Source organism: Streptococcus sp. 27098_8_109 (assembly GCF_041432295.1).
In the GTDB taxonomy this organism is placed as follows: Bacteria; Bacillota; Bacilli; order Lactobacillales; family Streptococcaceae; genus Streptococcus.
Window position 1 is genome coordinate 38,137 of sequence record NZ_JAPVZJ010000013.1, and the last position, 17,028, is coordinate 55,164.

A 17,028-nucleotide genomic window follows, 5' to 3' on the forward strand; every position below is an offset into this window, starting at 1 on the left:
GTGTTTTTCTTGGTCTTTTTTAGTGTTTTGAAGGGTGGTATACTAGTTTCAAAGATAACAATTATATCCAAAGGAGGCAACATATGCCAAACGTCAAAGAAATTACAAGAGAGTCATGGATTTTAGCTACTTTCCCAGAGTGGGGAACATGGTTGAACGAAGAAATCGAAGAAGAAGTCGTACCTGAAGGCAATTTTGCCATGTGGTGGCTAGGCAACTGTGGTACTTGGATTAAGACACCAGGTGGTGCTAACGTTGTCATGGACCTTTGGTCAAACCGTGGAAAATCAACCAAAAAAGTGAAAGATATGGTTCGTGGGCACCAAATGGCAAATATGGCAGGTGTTCGTAAGTTGCAACCAAACTTGCGTGTTCAGCCAATGGTTATCGATCCATTTGCTATCAACGAACTAGACTATTACTTAGTTTCACACTTCCATAGTGATCATATCGACCCATACACAGCTGCAGCAATTCTCAACAATCCTAAGTTAGAGCATGTTAAGTTTATCGGTCCTTACCACTGTGGACGAATCTGGGAAGGATGGGGTGTTCCAAAAGAACGTATCATCGTTGTTAAACCAGGTGACACTATCGAATTAAAAGATATGAAGATTCATGCAGTAGAATCATTTGACCGTACTTGCTTGGTAACTCTCCCAGTGAACGGTGCTGATGAGACAGGCGGTGAACTTGCTGGCTTAGCTGTTACAGATGAAGAAATGGCTCAAAAGGCTGTTAACTATATCTTTGAAACACCAGGTGGAACCATCTATCATGGTGCAGATTCTCACTTCTCAAACTATTTTGCAAAACATGGTAAAGACTTTAAAATTGATGTTGCTTTGAATAACTATGGTGAAAATCCGGTAGGTATCCAAGATAAAATGACATCTATCGACCTTCTTCGTATGGCAGAAAATCTGCGTACCAAAGTCATTATCCCAGTTCACTATGATATCTGGTCTAACTTCATGGCTTCCACTAATGAGATTCTAGAACTTTGGAAAATGAGAAAAGATCGCTTGCAATACGATTTCCATCCATTTATCTGGGAAGTCGGCGGTAAGTACACTTATCCTCAAGATCAACACTTAGTAGAATACCATCATCCACGTGGTTTTGATGATTGTTTTGAACAAGACTCTAACATTCAATTTAAAGCTTTGCTATAATATAAAAATATTCTTTGGAGGTTATCCGTATGTTGCATGATACGGATAATTTTCATATAATAGTAAAATAGAATGTGTGATACAATAATCACCTCAAATAGAAAGGAAATTCTATGTCAAATCTATCTGTTAATGCAATTCGTTTCCTAGGTATTGACGCCATTAATAAAGCCAACTCAGGTCACCCAGGTGTGGTTATGGGAGCGGCTCCGATGGCTTACAGCCTCTTTACAAAACAACTTCGTATCAATCCAGCTAAACCAAACTGGATCAACCGCGACCGCTTTATTCTTTCAGCAGGTCATGGTTCAATGCTTCTTTATGCCCTTCTTCACCTTTCTGGTTTTGAAGATGTCAGCATGGATGAGATTAAGAGCTTCCGTCAGTGGGGTTCAAAAACACCAGGTCACCCAGAATTTGGTCATACAGCAGGGATTGATGCTACAACAGGTCCTCTAGGGCAAGGTATTTCAACTGCCACTGGTTTTGCCCAGGCAGAACGTTTCTTGGCAGCTAAGTATAACCGTGAAGGCTACAATATCTTTGACCACTATACTTACGTTATCTGTGGAGATGGAGACTTGATGGAAGGTGTCTCAAGCGAGGCAGCTTCATACGCAGGTTTGCAAAAACTAGACAAGTTGGTTGTTCTTTATGATTCAAATGACATCAACTTGGATGGTGAGACAAAAGATTCCTTTACAGAAAGTGTTCGTGACCGTTACAATGCCTACGGTTGGCATACTGCCTTGGTTGAAGATGGAACAGACTTGGAAGCAATCCATGCAGCTATCGAAACAGCTAAAGCTTCAGGCAAACCATCTTTGATTGAAGTGAAGACTGTTATTGGATACGGTTCTCCAAACAAACAAGGAACTAATGCCGTACACGGTGCTCCTCTTGGAGCAGATGAAACTGCAGCAACTCGTCAAGCCCTTGGTTGGGACTACGAACCATTTGAAATCCCAGAACAAGTATATGCTGATTTCAAAGAACATGTTGCAGACCGTGGTGCATCAGCTTATGAAGCATGGGCAAAACTAGTCGCAGATTACAAAGAAGCGCATCCAGAATTGGCTGCAGAATTGGAAGCAATTATCGAAGGGCGCGATCCAGTTGAAGTGACTCCAGCAGACTTCCCAGCCTTAGAAAATGGCTTCTCTCAAGCAACTCGTAACTCGAGTCAGGATGCTTTGAACGTTGTGGCAGCTAAGTTACCAACCTTCTTAGGTGGATCAGCTGACCTAGCTCACTCAAACATGACTTATATCAAGACTGATGGACTTCAAGATGATACCAATCGCTTGAACCGTAACATTCAGTTTGGTGTTCGTGAATTTGCCATGGGAACTATCTTGAACGGGATGGCCCTTCACGGTGGACTTCGTGTATACGGTGGAACTTTCTTCGTCTTCTCTGACTATGTGAAGGCAGCTGTTCGCTTGTCAGCCTTACAAGGACTTCCTGTGACTTATGTCTTTACCCACGATTCTATTGCGGTTGGGGAAGACGGTCCGACTCACGAACCAGTTGAGCATTTAGCAGGTCTTCGTGCCATGCCAAATCTGAATGTTTTCCGTCCAGCAGATGCGCGTGAAACGCAAGCAGCTTGGTACCTTGCAGTGACAAGCGAAAAAACACCAACTGCCCTTGTCTTGACACGTCAAAACTTGACTGTTGAAGAAGGAACAGACTTCGACAAGGTTGCAAAAGGTGCCTATGTTGTCTATGAAAATGCAGCAGACTTTGATACCATCTTGATTGCGACAGGTTCAGAGGTTAATCTTGCTGTCTCAGCTGCCAAAGAATTGGCTAGTCAAGGTGCAAAAGTCCGCGTAGTCAGCATGCCATCTACAGATGTCTTTGATAAACAAGATGCAGCATACAAGGAAGAAATTCTTCCAAATGCAGTTCGTCGTCGTGTCGCAGTCGAAATGGGTGCAACTCAAAACTGGTACAAATATGTCGGACTAGATGGTGCTGTTCTTGGTATTGATACCTTCGGAGCCTCTGCCCCAGCACCAAAAGTATTGGCAGAATATGGCTTTACTGTAGAAAATCTTGTAAAAGTCGTTCAAAACTTGAAATAATTCTAAAAATCAGGGCGCAAGCTCTGGTTTTTTCTTACTAGAAAAGCAAGGTACAATCTTGTAAAAGTAGCTGAAATTTGATATAGTAGTCCTATGTAAAAGACAAAGGAGAATACAATGAATCCAAATTATACATTTTTAATTATGCTTGTAGCGATGTTAGGCTTGATGTTCTTTATGCAACGCTCTCAAAAGAAACAAGCGCAAAAACGTATGGAAAGCTTAAATAAACTACAAAAAGGCTATGAAGTGATTACAATCGGTGGCCTTTACGGAACAGTCGATGAAGTAGATACGGAGAAGAGAACGATTGTTCTTGATGTAGATGGAGTTTACTTGACTTTTGAACTAGCTGCTATCAAGACCGTATTACCGCTGAAAGAAACAGCTTCACTAGAAGGCGCAATTGAAAAATAAGACGGGATTACTAACTCCCGTTTTTCTATAAAAGAAAGGAAATGGGATGAAAAAACTAGTCTTTGTCTGTTTGGGGAATATTTGTCGCAGCCCTATGGCCGAGTTTGTTATGAAATCAATGACAGATAATTATGAAATCCAAAGTCGAGCGACTTCCTCTTGGGAACATGGTAATCCGATTCATAAGGGAACTCAAGGGATTTTTCAACAGTATGAGATTCCTTATGAAAAAGGCAAGACATCGCTTCAGATTAGTAAGGAAGATTTTGAAGCCTTTGATTATATTATCGGTATGGATGCTTCAAATGTTTCTGACTTACGTCAGATGTGTCCAGCAGACTGTAAAGATAAGATTTACTCATTCGCATCTGAAAGTGTTCCAGATCCTTGGTATACAGGAGATTTTGAGGAAACCTATCGACGTGTTCAAGAGGGTTGCAGGGCTTGGTTAGAATGTTTAGAAAAGGAGAGTGAAGATGGAAAATCTTGAGAATTTTTACGAGAAGTATCGTGTCTATCTGACTCGTCCACGTTTAGAGCTTTTAGCAGTAGTTGCCATTGTTTTTTGTGCTGTACTCGTCTTTTTTCTAAATATTCCCGGAAAAGGAGTTCTAAAGCTTGATAATGGAACGATTATTTACGACGGCAGTCTTGTCCGTGGTAAAATGAATGGGCAAGGTACCATTACCTTCCAAAACGGGGACCATTATACAGGTGGTTTCAGCAATGGAGCCTTCAATGGAAAAGGTACCTTTCAATCTAAAGAAGGCTGGACCTACGAAGGTGATTTTGTAAATGGTCAGGCTGAAGGAAAAGGGAAACTAACAACAGAACAAGAAGTCGTTTATGAAGGAACTTTTAAACAAGGCGTTTTTCAACAAAAATAGGGCCTCCTTATCAAAGGAGGTATTGTTATAAGCTTTAAGTAAGCGCTTACCTGCAAATCCTTTTCTTTCCAAGTCTCTCTTCCAAGCAAGGTTGTGAAATAAAAAATTTTTGAAATAAATTTCACAAACTCTAAAGAAAAAGCTTGTGGAGAAAAGATAATGAGAAAAAATTCACAAGTAACCAAAAATTCTTTGTGAAATGTTTATGAAACTGTTTACAAAGTTGAAATAATGCGTTATAATAAACTTGTGAAAAAATTAACAAAGGATATCGATCCTTGAAAGCTATGGAGGAAAATATGGCTGATAAAAAAACTGTGACACCAGAAGAAAAAAAACTCGCTGCTGAAAAGCATGTCGATGGCTTGGTGCAAAAAGCTTTAGTTGCTCTTGAGGAAATGCGTAAACTCGACCAAGAACAGGTCGACTACATCGTAGCTAAAGCGTCAGTGGCAGCTTTGGATGCCCACGGAGAATTGGCTTTACATGCCTTTGAAGAAACAGGACGTGGTGTATTTGAAGATAAAGCAACTAAGAACTTGTTTGCTTGTGAACACGTAGTAAACAACATGCGCCACACTAAGACAGTTGGCGTTATCGAAGAAGACGATGTAACAGGTTTGACTCTTATTGCTGAACCAGTTGGTGTTGTCTGTGGTATCACTCCAACAACAAACCCAACATCAACAGCAATCTTCAAATCATTGATTTCATTGAAGACACGTAATCCAATCGTTTTTGCCTTCCACCCATCAGCTCAAGAATCATCAGCTCACGCAGCTCAAATCGTTCGTGATGCTGCGATTAAAGCAGGAGCTCCTGAAAACTGCGTACAGTGGATCACTGAACCATCTATGGAAGCAACTAGTGCCCTTATGAACCACGAAGGTGTTGCGACAATCCTTGCAACAGGTGGTAATGCCATGGTTAAAGCCGCATACTCATGTGGTAAACCAGCTCTTGGGGTAGGTGCCGGAAACGTTCCAGCTTATGTTGAAAAATCAGCAAACATCCGTCAAGCAGCACACGATATCGTTATGTCTAAATCATTTGATAACGGTATGGTTTGTGCCTCAGAGCAAGCGGTTATCATTGACAAAGAAATTTACGATGAATTTGTAGCAGAGTTCAAATCTTACCACACTTACTTTGTAAACAAAAAAGAAAAAGCTCTTCTTGAAGAATTCTGCTTCGGCGTGAAAGCAAACAGCAAAAACTGTGCTGGTGCGAAATTGAACGCTGACATCGTTGGTAAACCAGCAACTTGGATTGCAGAGCAAGCAGGATTTACAGTTCCAGAAGGAACAAACATTCTTGCTGCAGAATGTAAAGAAGTTGGTGAAAGCGAGCCTTTGACCCGTGAAAAATTATCACCAGTTATCGCAGTTTTGAAATCTGAAAGCCGTGAAGATGGTATTGCCAAAGCTCGTCAAATGGTTGAATTTAACGGTCTTGGACACTCAGCAGCTATCCACACAGCTGACGAAGAATTAACTAAAGAATTTGGTAAAGCTGTTAAAGCTATTCGTGTTATCTGTAACTCACCTTCTACTTTCGGTGGTATCGGGGATGTTTACAATGCCTTCTTGCCATCATTGACACTCGGATGTGGTTCTTACGGACGCAACTCAGTTGGGGATAACGTTAGTGCCATTAACCTCTTGAATATCAAAAAAGTCGGAAGACGGAGAAATAACATGCAATGGATGAAACTTCCTTCAAAAACATACTTTGAACGTGATTCAATTCAATACCTTCAAAAATGTCGTGACGTTGAACGTGTCATGATCGTTACTGACCATGCCATGGTAGAGCTTGGTTTCCTTGATCGTATCATCGAACAACTTGACCTTCGTCGCAATAAGGTGGTTTACCAAATCTTTGCTGATGTAGAACCAGACCCAGATATCACTACGGTTGAACGTGGTACTGAGATTATGCGTGCCTTCAAACCAGATACAATCATCGCTCTCGGTGGTGGATCTCCAATGGATGCCGCTAAAGTAATGTGGCTCTTCTATGAACAGCCAGAAGTGGATTTCCGTGATCTTGTCCAAAAATTCATGGATATCCGTAAACGTGCCTTCAAATTCCCATTGCTTGGTAAGAAGACTAAATTCATCGCGATCCCAACTACATCTGGTACAGGATCTGAAGTAACGCCATTTGCCGTTATCTCTGATAAAGCAAATAATCGTAAATACCCAATCGCTGACTACTCATTGACACCAACTGTGGCAATCGTAGACCCTGCCTTGGTATTGACAATTCCTGGATTTGTTGCTGCGGACACTGGTATGGACGTATTGACCCACGCGACTGAAGCTTACGTATCACAAATGGCTAGCGACTACACTGACGGTCTTGCACTTCAAGCAATCAAACTTGTATTCGAAAATCTTGAAAGCTCAGTTAAGAATGCAGACTTCCACTCACGTGAGAAAATGCATAACGCTTCAACAATCGCTGGTATGGCCTTTGCCAATGCCTTCCTAGGTATTTCTCACTCAATGGCACATAAGATTGGTGCCCAATTCCACACAATCCACGGTCGTACAAATGCTATCTTGCTTCCATACGTCATCCGCTACAACGGTACACGTCCAGCTAAGACAGCAACATGGCCTAAGTACAACTACTACCGTGCAGATGAAAAATACCAAGATATCGCACGCATGCTTGGACTTCCAGCTTCTACTCCAGAAGAAGGTGTGGAGTCTTACGCAAAAGCTGTCTACGAACTTGGTGAGCGCGTAGGTATCCAAATGAACTTCAAAGCACAAGGTATCGACGAAAAAGAATGGAAAGAACATTCACGTGAATTAGCCTTCCTTGCTTACGAAGACCAATGTTCACCAGCTAACCCACGCCTTCCAATGGTTGACCATATGCAAGAAATCATCGAAGATTCTTACTATGGCTACAAAGAAAGACCAGGACGCCGTAAATAATTGTTTATCAGCCTAGAGGCAGGGAATCCCTGTCTCTTTTTTTGTAATTCTATTTGAAAAATGGTATAATCATCGCATATATTTATTTGAAAATCAAATCTTTTATAATCATGCGAGGGGCAAATGAACAAGATAAATGAGTTAGGGGATAAAGTGCGACTTTTAAGAGAGGAGAAAGGACTTAGTCGTCCAGTTTTTTGTGGGGATGAGTCTGAATTATCAGTGCGTCAGTTGGTGAGAATCGAAAAAGGAGAATTTCGACCGACTATAAAAACACTAGAATATATTGCAGATAGATTAGAAATTCCATCCTACGTCTTGATGCCAGATTATAAGGAACTGCCTAAACGCTACCAAGAATTAAAGTACTTTCTTTTACATCACCCTGACTATGGAGACAAGGAGTTGCAAGAACAAAAGGAAGAATATTTTGATGAGATTTTCGAGTGTTTTTATGATGACCTGCCCCGTGATGAGAAGATGATAGTGGACTGCCTTCAGGCAATAGATGCAGTGAGAGCGACTAGTAATTCTTTATACGGAAGTGGTGTGATTGAGGACAGTCTTCAAGACTTACTATCCAGAGATGTATATAAGGCTGAGGAATTGTTGAAATTGAGACTGTATTTTCTTTGTCAGTTAATGGATGGTTTAAACGAGGGTGAGATAAAAAAGTCTGAGCATGAAACTATTCTTTATTTTCATGACAAATTAAGTTCTCAGGTTGATAAGATAGAGTTCGATTGTTTGGACTTACTTAGAGACTCCTTGTTAGCTTCTTTAACTTGTATAGAGGTTATGGGGTTGCTTCATTATTTTAAGAGGGCAGTCGAGACCTTAAATAAAATAGGGCAAAAAACACGAGATTTTCAAAAACAACCGATTGTCTTGATGGTGGAGTGGAAATATTATATTCAGATGGATTATGATACAGCCAAACAAAAGTATGAAGAAGCAAAAATGATGGCAAGGATGTTTGGCAATGAGCAGTTAATCGTTAGTTTAGATAAGGAATGGACTGAGGATAATAAAAGATTCTGAGAAAAACTTGATTTCAGGAGCAAATGAAGTAAATGTTTTCACAATAAAAGGCATAATATCAGTTATACAAAAACTTTGATATTATGCCTTTTATTATGGAAAGACGTTTTAAATGTTAGCTTTGAATTGATTTTTTGTCTAGTCTAATTTATATTATATTTTGAGAAATGTAATATTTTTGAAGATTAGTTTAGATAGCTTTTTTCTCTAATTTTACCAGTTTAAATAAAATAGTGACATTTCTGTCATTGGAGAAATGTCGCTTTTTTGTTAAAATGAATTTTACTTGATATACATCTAGAAGCAAACTAGGGAATAGAGAGAAAGTTCTAAGTAGTAGACTTAAAGGGTAAATCAGCGCTGATGTAGCTTGAAGGATTTTCTATAAGTATGATGTTATGACGATAACGGTTTTAAACAAGGGGGAAAGAATGTCCATTTTATCCATTAAAAATATTTCAAAGTTTTACACTTTGGACGGTAAACATCAAGAGCAGGCTCTAAGAAATATTAACCTGCAGATTGCAAAAGGTAAAATTACAGCGATTTACGGTCCGTCAGGCTGTGGCAAAACTAGCTTGCTAAACATTATCAGTGGTCTAGATAGACAATATGAAGGAGTTTTAGAATTTAAAGGGGAATCCCTCCGTGACTTATCAGAGATTGAACTAACTCAATTTCGTAAAGATAAGATTGGATTTGTGTTTCAAAACTTTAACCTCATTCCACATCAGTCTGTCTTGGACAATGTCAAGCTACCTCTCTATGTCAAAGATTTATCTGACAGGGAGATGACAATGATTGCAAAGGAGCAATTAAGTAACTTGGGCATGGAGCCTTTTATTGCTAAAAATGTTAAACAGCTTTCTGGTGGGCAAAAGCAACGTGTAGCAATCGCGCGTGCACTGGTAAATCAGCCAGATATGATTGTAGCAGATGAGCCAACGGGTTCGCTGGATTCTCAATCCCAAGAAATGGTATTGGAAGTATTTAAAAATTTAGCCCAAACAGGGAAAACAGTATTGATCGTAACCCATAATCCAGAGGTTGCGGAATATGCAGACGTGATTATCAAAATGAAGGATGGTGAAGTCGTTGAAGAAGTCAAAAAATAAAGGATTATCATTGAAAAATAAATTCAAACTTTCTTTAAATAACTTTATGGAAAGAAAATGGCGTAACCTATTGATTGCGCTAGCAACCTCAATCGGTTTTGTAGGAGTCTTAATTTCTTTTGGCTTGGGAAATGCTTTGATTTCGATGATTGATGAAAATACGAATGGAGGTCAAATTCCTTCTCAAGTTCAGATTGCTTTAAACACAAAAAATGTTGGACGAGGCTTTTTGAACCAAGATGATAAGAACTATATCACGGATACAGTTGGGAAAGAAGCTATTAAATATTTGGAGAGTCCTTTTGGGATGACCATGTCAAATATTACTATAGATGGTCAAGAAATGGATCTGAGTCAAATGATGCCTTCTTATGCTCAAGTAGTGAGTCTCTATGAGGATACAAGTATTTCTGTTAGTAGTAATGAGGCGGACAAAGTATTAGCCGGTTCCCTCTATACTGATGCAAATGAACAGGGCTTGACGATTCCAAGCAGTTTACTAAAAAATTGGAATGAACAGACAGGAAACAATCTGACAGCTACTGATCTTATTGGCAAATCAGTCTCAGCCAGCATTGTAGAAAATGCTGCCGAAGCTAGTAAGATTGCTCAATTTCAAACGAAGATTGTACGTGTAATCAATGATGAAGATGACATGGAGGACAGCAACAGTTTCATGCCGTCTCATCAAATGGAAACGATTTTGAAAGAAGCTGGATTTACAAAAGCTGTATCTTATTTTATCCTGGAACTCAAAGATCCATCACAGACAAAAGCGATAACAGAAGAATTACAGAAAAATAAGAAGTATACTGTGCTTTCTCAACAGAAGGTTCTTGATATTGTGATTACCTTTATTCGTGTTATTCAGGGATTATTGATTGTACTTTCATCACAAGCTATTGTGGTAGCAGCGGTCATGATTGGTATCATTATTTACATCAATATCATGCAACGTTCTAAGGAAATAGGTGTCATGAAGGCAGTTGGTTATCAAAATCGCGATGTCAAAGGAATTTTTATTTACGAGGCTATTTGGATTGTAGGAATCGCCTTGCTGCTGGCATTTTTGGTTGCACAAGGGGTGGGAAGTTTGGCGAATGCGGTTGTAAATCACTTTTACCCATCCATCACTAAGGTTTTTGAATTAAATCTTCTATCTATTTTAGGAACTCTAGCTTTTGCTCTATTACTTGGTTATGTCTCAGCCTACTTCCCAGCACGTAAAATTAGTAAAATGGATCCTGTAGAATCGCTACGATATGAATAGTAAGGAAGTTCTTGATTTATAGCCTGAAAAAGAAACTAACATAGAAAAACAATGTCCGTACTTGCAATTAAACTTAAATAGTTATATAATAGGTTTGTTGAAAGGTGATTTGTAGTGATTCAAGTTACTCTTTTCACAATAAAAATTTCATGATTTTCATAAGGAGGAAATCACTAATGGTAGTTAAAGTTGGTATTAACGGTTTCGGACGTATCGGTCGTCTTGCTTTCCGTCGTATCCAAAACGTAGAAGGTGTTGAAGTTACTCGTATCAACGACCTTACAGATCCAGTTATGCTTGCACACTTGTTGAAATACGACACAACTCAAGGTCGTTTCGACGGTACTGTTGAAGTTAAAGAAGGTGGATTTGAAGTTAACGGTAAATTCATCAAAGTTTCTGCTGAACGTGATCCAGAACAAATCGACTGGGCTAACGACGGTGTAGAAATCGTTCTTGAAGCTACTGGTTTCTTTGCTAAGAAAGCAGCTGCTGAAAAACACTTGCACGCTGGTGGAGCTAAAAAAGTTGTTATCACTGCTCCTGGTGGAAACGACGTTAAAACAGTTGTATTCAACACTAACCACGACGTTCTTGACGGTACTGAAACAGTTATCTCAGGTGCTTCATGTACTACAAACTGCTTGGCTCCAATGGCTAAAGCTCTTCAAGACAACTTTGGTGTTGTTGAAGGATTGATGACTACTATCCACGCTTACACTGGTGACCAAATGATTCTTGACGGACCACACCGTGGTGGTGACCTTCGCCGTGCTCGCGCTGGTGCTGTAAACATCGTTCCTAACTCAACTGGTGCTGCAAAAGCTATCGGTCTTGTAATCCCAGAATTGAACGGTAAATTGGACGGAGCTGCTCAACGTGTTCCTGTTCCAGCAGGTTCTGTAACTGAGTTGGTAGCAGTTCTTGAAAAGAACGTTACTGTTGACGAAGTGAACGCAGCTATGAAAGCAGCTTCAAACGAATCATACGGATACACTGAAGATCCAATCGTATCTTCAGATATCCTAGGTATGTCTTACGGTTCATTGTTTGACGCAACTCAAACTAAAGTTCTTGACGTTGACGGTAAACAATTGGTTAAAGTTGTATCATGGTACGACAACGAAATGTCATACACTGCACAACTTGTTCGTACTCTTGAATACTTCGCAAAAATCGCTAAATAATTCATGAGTCGATAAAAAGCAAGGCCTCTGGTCTTGCTTTTTAAATATTTAAAAATGGATGACGCTATCATCCATTCTTTTTTAACTCTTTTTCAAAAGTATCTGATAGGGTAGTGAAGCTTAATTTCTCTAGAGTAAGCGGATGGGTAAAGGACAGTCGAAAGGCGTGGAGCATAAGCCGACTTGTTTTTGATTTACTATTATAGAGAGGGTCGCCTAAAATAGGGAAGTTATGATGCGAAAGGTGCACACGAATTTGATGGGTTCGCCCTGTCTTTAGTTTGCAACGAACCAAGGAAGTTTTGTTTGGGAATTGCTTTAATCTGCTTACATGTGTTTCAGCATATTGTCCATTTTTTGTATCAACTATTCGCTTTCTGCGATCATGGCGATCACGTCCAATTTTGTCTTTGAAAACAAGTTCTTTGCTGTTGATATGTCCGTCGACCTGTGCCCAATATTCCCTAGAAATCTCTTTTTTCTCCAGTAAGCGATTGAGAATAGGCAGGATAAAAGGATTTTTGGCAAAGAGAACCAAACCACTGGTTTCCATGTCCAGACGATGAACGACATAGCAGGTTTGGCCAACATAGGCACTGACATGGTTAAGAAGGGCGATTTCGTTTGGCTGATTACCATGCGTTTTCATCCCCTCTGGTTTGTTGACAATAATCAAGTGTTGATCTTGATAAACCTCTTGAACGAGGTTAGGATTGCCCCAAGGGATTTCTTTTTCGGGATAATCTTCCTTGTCAAACGTTAACTGGCAAATATCTCCAGGATTTACCATCTCGTTCCAGCGAACTTCTCGCTGATTAATTAAAATATGTTTCTTGATTCTCAAAAAATGCCGGATTTTTCTAGGAATGAGGAGTTGTTCCTCAAGTAATTGCTTTACCGTCATTTGAGGTAGAGAGTCTGGTAATGTAAATGTGAATTGCATACAGATATTGTAACAAAAAAAGCCCTATTTTGATAGGAAATAGCTAAATTCTTGTCTTCCTATGATGAAGATGATAAAATAAACGCATGAAATTAGATAAATTATTTGAGAAATTTCTTTCTCTTTTTAAAAAAGAAACAAGTGAACTAGAGGACTCTGATTCTACTAGCTTACGTCGCTCTCGTAGTGATCGAAAAAAATTAGCCCAAGTAGGTCCAATTCGAAAATTCTGGCGTCGCTATCATCTAACAAAGATTGTCCTTATACTAGGTTTGAGTGCAGGCTTGCTAGTTGGAACCTATTTGTTTGCTGTAGCTAAGTCAACCAATGTTAACGATTTGCAAAACGCCTTGAAAACTCGGACTATCATTTTTGACCGTGAAGAAAAAGAGGCTGGTGCCTTGTCTGGTCAAAAAGGAACTTATGTTGAATTGACTGATATCAGTAAAAATTTGCAGAATGCCGTTATTGCGACAGAAGACCGTTCTTTCTATAAAAATGACGGGATTAACTATGGTCGTTTCTTCTTGGCTATTGTCACTGCTGGACGTTCAGGTGGTGGCTCTACCATTACCCAACAGCTGGCTAAAAACGCCTATTTGTCGCAGGATCAAACTGTTGAGAGAAAAGCGAAAGAATTTTTCCTTGCATTAGAATTAACAAAAAAATATAGTAAGGATCAAATTTTAACCATGTACCTTAACAACGCTTATTTTGGAAATGGTGTATGGGGTGTAGAAGATGCGAGTAAGAAATACTTTGGAGTTTCAGCATCAGAAGTGAGTCTGGATCAAGCTGCGACTCTGGCAGGGATGCTCAAAGGACCGGAACTGTATAATCCCTTGAATTCCTTAGAAGATTCGACTAATCGTCGAGATACTGTTTTACAAAATATGGTTGCAGCGGGTTATATTGATAAAAATCAAGAAACCGAAGCTGCAGGAATTGATATGGCTTCGCGATTACAAGATAAGTATGAAGGAAAAATATCAGATTACCGCTATCCTTCTTATTTTGATGCGGTGGTTAATGAAGCTGTTTCCAAGTATAATCTAACAGAGGAAGAGATTGTCAACAATGGCTATCGCATTTACACAGAGCTGGACCAAAACTACCAAGCAAATATGCAGGTTGTTTATGAAAATACCTCACTATTTCCGAGGGCAGAGGATGGAACGTTTGCTCAATCAGGAAGTGTAGCTCTCGAACCGAAAACAGGGGGAGTTCGTGGAGTTGTTGGTCAAGTTGCTGACAATGATAAAACTGGATTCCGGAATTTCAACTATGCAACCCAATCAAAACGTAGTCCTGGTTCTACAATTAAGCCTTTAGTTGTTTATACGCCAGCAGTTGAAGCAGGTTGGGCCTTGAATAAGCAGTTGGATAACCATACCATGCAGTATGACAGCTATAAGGTTGATAACTATGCAGGAATCAAAACGAGTCGAGAAGTTCCTATGTATCAAGCCTTGGCAGAATCGCTTAATCTACCTGCTGTTGCCACTGTTAATGACTTGGGTGTTGACAAGGCTTTTGAGGCCGGAGAAAAATTCGGACTCAACATGGAAAAAGTCGACCGTGTTCTTGGTGTTGCTTTGGGAAGCGGTGTCGAAACCAATCCTCTTCAAATGGCTCAAGCATATGCTGCCTTTGCAAATGAAGGTTTAATGCCGGAAGCTCATTTTATTAGTAGAATTGAAAATGCTAGTGGACAAGTTATTGCAAGCCATAAGAATTCACAAAAGCGGGTGATCGATAAGTCTGTAGCTGACAAGATGACCAGTATGATGTTGGGGACATTCACAAACGGAACAGGTATTAGTTCATCACCTGCAGATTATGTTATGGCTGGAAAAACTGGTACAACTGAAGCAGTTTTTAATCCGGTATATACAAGTGACCAGTGGGTAATTGGTTATACTCCGGATGTGGTGATTAGTCACTGGCTTGGTTTCCCTACCACTGATGAAAGCCACTATCTAGCAGGATCTACTTCAAACGGTGCAGCCCATGTCTTTAGAAACATTGCAAATACAATTTTACCTTATACGCCAGGAAGTACCTTTACAGTTGAAAATGCTTATAAGCAAAATGGAATTGCACCAGCCAATACAAGTAATCAAGTACAGAGTAACGAAACCAATCAGACGGATGATACCATTTCTGATATTAGAAGTCGTGCACAAAATCTGGTAGATGAGGCGAGTCGTGCTATATCAGATGCTAAAATTAAGGAAAAAGCACAAACAATATGGGATTCGGTAGTCAATCTATTTCGTTAAGATGCTTGTCAAAGCCTAGCTTTCTTGTTATAATAGATAAGATGGAGGCGTTATGGCACTAAAAAAAGCAAGCCTAGCTTGTGCGGTTTGTGGTTCTAGAAACTATTCAATCAAGATCAGTGGAAACCCCAAGCCAACACGACTAGAAGTAAATAAATTTTGTAAACATTGTGGTAAGTATACTACACACAGAGAAACGAGATAGGAGAGAGCGATGCGTTTTATTGGAGATATTTTTAGACTTCTTAAAGACACAACATGGCCAACTCGCAAGGAAAGCTGGAGAGATTTTCGTTCTATCATGGAATACACTGCTTTCTTTGTTGTGATTATTTATATTTTTGACCAGTTGATTGTTTCAGGTTTGATTCGATTTATTAACATTTTTTAGAAGAACTGTGGAGTTATTCCCGCTAAAAGTCTTCTATTATGAAAGGAAGTATCATGGATAGTTTTGATAAAGGATGGTTTGTCTTACAAACTTATTCTGGTTATGAAAATAAGGTAAAAGAAAATCTATTACAACGTGCACAAACCTACAATATGTTGGATAATATTTTACGTGTTGAAATTCCAACACAAACAGTGCAAGTTGAAAAAAATGGAAAGAGAAAAGAAGTAGAAGAAAATCGCTTTCCAGGTTATGTTCTTGTAGAAATGGTCATGACAGATGAAGCTTGGTTTGTTGTTCGAAACACACCAAACGTTACAGGATTCGTCGGATCTCACGGAAATAGATCAAAACCAACTCCATTATTGGAACAAGAAATCCGTGATATCTTGGTTTCTATGGGACAAACTGTACAAGAGTTTGATATCGATGTTGAAGTTGGTCAAACTGTACGTATCATTGATGGTGCTTTTGCAGACTATACTGGTAAGATTACAGAGATTGATAACAATAAAGTGAAGATGATTATCTCTATGTTTGGTAATGACACAGTTGCAGAAGTAAACTTAAACCAAATTGCAGAATTATAACCCTGAGAGAGGCAAGACCTCTCTTTTTTGTGCAGTTTAGACGGTGTAGGGAACAGAATGGATGAAACGTGCCAAAAGTGTTTCTGAATCTGTTAGACTGTATCTAGAAAGGGGGACGTTATGTTTAAAGAATTGTATAAAGAAGTCCAGGGAATTGTGTATAAGAGTAGAAATGAATATTACTTGCATTTATGGGAGTTAACTGATTGGGACCAAGAGGGTATGCTCTGCTTACATGAATTGATCAGTAGAGAAGAAGAGCTAGTAGAAGATATTCCTCGTTTACGAAAATACTTCAAAACTAAATTCCGTAATCGAATTTTAGACCATATCCGTAAACAAGAAAGCCAGAAGCGTAGATATGATAAAGAACCTTATGAAGAAGTAGGTGAAATTAGTCATCGTATCAGTGAGGGAGGTCTGTGGCTAGATGAGTATTATCTCTTTCATGAGACACTACGAGATTATAGAAACAAACAAAGTAAAGACAAACAAGAAGAGTTAGAGCGCGTCTTAAGACATGAACGCTTCCGAGGACGTCAAAGAGTATTAAGAGACTTACGTATTGTGTTTAAGGAGTTTGATATCCGTACTCGGTAAGAAGCTATGCAAAAAAAATGAAAAAAATAGGAAAAAGTAGTTGACAAAGTTAGAAAAGTCTGTATAATAGTAAGAGTTGAAAACAACTC

The 17,028-nt window shown here is 39.3% G+C and carries 16 protein-coding genes; 15 read left to right on the forward strand and 1 reads right to left on the reverse strand.

The features are described 5' to 3' along the window. The first annotated feature begins 83 nt into the window (after positions 1-83). The 10 genes from ulaG to gap all read left to right on the forward strand — a co-directional run bounded on the left by ulaG (position 84) and on the right by gap (position 12,133). The gene (ulaG, locus tag O3664_RS06460) at positions 84-1,175 is read left to right on the forward strand and encodes an L-ascorbate 6-phosphate lactonase (RefSeq protein ID WP_001134226.1); all 1,092 of its coding nucleotides are present in this window, start codon (positions 84-86) and stop codon (positions 1,173-1,175) included. A gap of 113 nt (positions 1,176-1,288) precedes the next feature. Then, the gene (gene tkt, locus O3664_RS06465) at positions 1,289-3,265 is read left to right on the forward strand and encodes a transketolase (RefSeq protein WP_371613796.1); all 1,977 of its coding nucleotides are present in this window, start codon (positions 1,289-1,291) and stop codon (positions 3,263-3,265) included. Between the two features lie 117 nt (positions 3,266-3,382). Continuing rightward, complete coding sequence (gene yajC / locus O3664_RS06470) at positions 3,383-3,682, forward strand: preprotein translocase subunit YajC (protein ID WP_001069289.1); 300 nt, start codon at positions 3,383-3,385, stop codon at positions 3,680-3,682. 46 nt (positions 3,683-3,728) lie between these two features. Next, positions 3,729-4,172 carry a low molecular weight protein-tyrosine-phosphatase gene (locus O3664_RS06475; RefSeq protein ID WP_120770666.1) on the forward strand — a complete coding sequence of 148 codons (444 nt, stop codon included), beginning with the start codon at positions 3,729-3,731 and terminating at the stop codon, positions 4,170-4,172. Beyond that, the gene (locus O3664_RS06480; RefSeq protein WP_120770665.1) at positions 4,159-4,569 is read left to right on the forward strand and encodes an MORN repeat-containing protein; all 411 of its coding nucleotides are present in this window, start codon (positions 4,159-4,161) and stop codon (positions 4,567-4,569) included. The genes O3664_RS06475 and O3664_RS06480 overlap by 14 nt, the downstream gene beginning before the upstream one ends. A gap of 299 nt (positions 4,570-4,868) precedes the next feature. Further along, positions 4,869-7,520, forward strand: a complete 2,652-nt coding sequence (gene adhE / locus O3664_RS06485) for a bifunctional acetaldehyde-CoA/alcohol dehydrogenase (protein WP_084946518.1) — start codon at positions 4,869-4,871, stop codon at positions 7,518-7,520. 123 nt (positions 7,521-7,643) lie between these two features. Beyond that, positions 7,644-8,561 carry an XRE family transcriptional regulator gene (locus O3664_RS06490; RefSeq protein ID WP_084946517.1) on the forward strand — a complete coding sequence of 306 codons (918 nt, stop codon included), beginning with the start codon at positions 7,644-7,646 and terminating at the stop codon, positions 8,559-8,561. Positions 8,562-8,992: 431 nt separating this feature from the next. Beyond that, on the forward strand, positions 8,993-9,676 hold the full coding sequence (locus O3664_RS06495) for an ABC transporter ATP-binding protein (RefSeq protein WP_261060756.1): 684 nt from the start codon (positions 8,993-8,995) through the stop codon (positions 9,674-9,676). Continuing rightward, positions 9,645-10,946, forward strand: coding sequence for an ABC transporter permease (locus tag O3664_RS06500; RefSeq protein ID WP_371613797.1), 1,302 nt, complete (start codon positions 9,645-9,647; stop codon positions 10,944-10,946). The genes O3664_RS06495 and O3664_RS06500 overlap by 32 nt, the downstream gene beginning before the upstream one ends. 176 nt (positions 10,947-11,122) lie before the next feature. Beyond that, positions 11,123-12,133: a type I glyceraldehyde-3-phosphate dehydrogenase gene (gene gap, locus O3664_RS06505; protein ID WP_000260662.1), complete on the forward strand. Its 1,011-nt coding sequence runs from the start codon at positions 11,123-11,125 to the stop codon at positions 12,131-12,133. Between the two features lie 67 nt (positions 12,134-12,200). Here gap and O3664_RS06510 read toward each other — a convergent pair whose 3' ends face one another. Next, positions 12,201-13,076, reverse strand: a complete 876-nt coding sequence (locus tag O3664_RS06510) for an RluA family pseudouridine synthase (protein ID WP_004238891.1) — start codon at positions 13,074-13,076, stop codon at positions 12,201-12,203. Between the two features lie 86 nt (positions 13,077-13,162). Between O3664_RS06510 and pbp2a the strand changes: the two genes are divergently transcribed. The 5 genes from pbp2a to O3664_RS06535 all read left to right on the forward strand — a co-directional run bounded on the left by pbp2a (position 13,163) and on the right by O3664_RS06535 (position 16,939). Further along, on the forward strand, positions 13,163-15,358 hold the full coding sequence (gene pbp2a / locus O3664_RS06515) for a penicillin-binding protein PBP2A (RefSeq protein WP_049550764.1): 2,196 nt from the start codon (positions 13,163-13,165) through the stop codon (positions 15,356-15,358). A 52-nt stretch (positions 15,359-15,410) separates the two neighbouring features. Then, positions 15,411-15,563: a 50S ribosomal protein L33 gene (gene rpmG, locus O3664_RS06520; RefSeq protein ID WP_001809375.1), complete on the forward strand. Its 153-nt coding sequence runs from the start codon at positions 15,411-15,413 to the stop codon at positions 15,561-15,563. Between the two features lie 9 nt (positions 15,564-15,572). After that, positions 15,573-15,749: a preprotein translocase subunit SecE gene (gene secE, locus O3664_RS06525; RefSeq protein WP_001210991.1), complete on the forward strand. Its 177-nt coding sequence runs from the start codon at positions 15,573-15,575 to the stop codon at positions 15,747-15,749. A gap of 53 nt (positions 15,750-15,802) precedes the next feature. Then, the gene (nusG, locus tag O3664_RS06530) at positions 15,803-16,339 is read left to right on the forward strand and encodes a transcription termination/antitermination protein NusG (protein WP_000376740.1); all 537 of its coding nucleotides are present in this window, start codon (positions 15,803-15,805) and stop codon (positions 16,337-16,339) included. Positions 16,340-16,459: 120 nt separating this feature from the next. Beyond that, positions 16,460-16,939: a sigma-70 family RNA polymerase sigma factor gene (locus tag O3664_RS06535; protein WP_371613798.1), complete on the forward strand. Its 480-nt coding sequence runs from the start codon at positions 16,460-16,462 to the stop codon at positions 16,937-16,939. Positions 16,940-17,028: the final 89 nt, after the last annotated feature.